At 65.6% G+C, this 1,058-nt stretch carries 1 protein-coding gene; it reads left to right on the top strand.

Features of this window, described 5'->3' with window-relative positions:
• Nucleotides 1-1,058 (top strand): amidohydrolase family protein (locus tag AB4048_RS28785; RefSeq protein ID WP_442205349.1); only part of this gene is annotated, 1,058 nt, incomplete at both ends.

The raw sequence follows: 1,058 nt of genomic DNA, 5'->3' as shown, positions 1-1,058 counted from the left end.
CATCAGGCGGGCGAGATCATCGACGCGCGCGGCATGGCGATCATGCCGGGCTTCGTCGACAGCCATGCCCATGCCGGCCACGGACTGATCAAGACGCTCGGCGGCGGGCGTAGCGATCTCTGGTACCGCGCATGCCAGGGTGCCTATACCGTCGGCTCGACCCCGGAGTTCTGGCATGCGGAAGCCCAGCTTGCCGCGCTGGAGCGATTGCGTTTCGGGGTTACGACAGGCATTTCGCTGCTCGGCGGCGGCGATTCCATCATGCGCACCGACGACCCCGTCTATGGCGATGCGCATATGGAGGGCGTGCTCAACATCGGCACGCGCTCGGTCGTTGCGGTCGGCACCACGCGCCCTCCGCATCCGCTTACCTATGCACGCTGGGACGGCGGCGGCCGCACGGACTACCCGGTGTCGTTCGAAAAGCAGCTTGCAACATCGCTGCAGCTGGTCGACCGCTGGCACCGCACTCACGAAGATCGGCTGCACGTCGCGCTCTTGACGCCGACCTTGCATCAAGAGCATCTCGACGGCGCCGCGGGCGAGGATGCCGTCGCTCAGGCGCGGAAGGTCAAGCGGCTTGCCTACGAGCGCGGCCTGGTCTTCACCCAGGACGGCCATACCCTCGGCAGCGTTCGCATCGCGCAGGACATCGGCATTCTCGGGCCTCGCACGCTGCTGTCGCATGCGACCGGCCTCGACGAGACCGAAATCGCGATCTGTGCCGAAACCGGCACCTGCATCGTTCACAATCCGAGTGCTGTCGCCGCCATTCTCGCGCGCTGCCCGGTGACTGAGCTTCTCGATGCGGGCGTCGTGGTGGCGATCGGATCGGATGCCACGGCGCCCGACCGTTCGGCGGACATGTTCCGCCACATGCAGCAATGCATGCATTATCACCGCACCTACTTCCACGATCCGAGCTGGCTCCCGCCGGGAAAGGTCTTGGAAATGTGCACGATCGACGCCGCACGCGTGCTTGGCCTCGACGATGAGATCGGTTCGCTGGAGCCCGGCAAGAAGGCGGACATCATTCTCGTCGATTTACGCCGGCCGCA

Source organism: Rhizobium sp. RAF56 (genome assembly GCF_052113965.1).
Classification (GTDB): domain Bacteria; phylum Pseudomonadota; class Alphaproteobacteria; order Rhizobiales; family Rhizobiaceae; genus Rhizobium.
The sequence above is the reverse complement of the archived record's forward strand: the minus strand, read 5'-3'. Positions and strand labels throughout refer to the sequence as shown.